The following is a 255-nucleotide window of genomic DNA, read 5'->3' on the forward strand; positions in this document are numbered from 1 at the left end:
CCTTCTGGAGTAATACCTAGGACAATATAGACAGCTTCCTTGCCGACTGTATCCCTGCGGACTTTTACAAATAAGGCATCAAGAAATAAAGCACAATAACGTTGATTAAGAGGACGATTCTGCCATTGTATGACGTCCTCCATTACAGCCGAAGTAATATTGGAAATCGTTCCTGGGGAGTATTGTTCGCCAAGAAGGCTTTTCATGATTTTTCCTACCTGCCGAACTCCAACCCCGTGTTGATAAAGCTGGACA

Annotated in this window: 1 protein-coding gene; it reads right to left on the reverse strand. The window is 43.5% G+C overall.

All coding sequences use genetic code 11. The features are described 5' to 3' along the window. Positions 1–255, reverse strand: a 255-nt coding sequence (locus tag M3204_RS23575; protein WP_251648974.1) for a transposase, incomplete at both ends; no start/stop codon positions are given.

It is taken from the genome of Mesobacillus subterraneus (assembly GCF_023715485.1).
GTDB lineage: Bacteria > Bacillota > Bacilli > Bacillales > Cytobacillaceae > Mesobacillus > Mesobacillus subterraneus_B.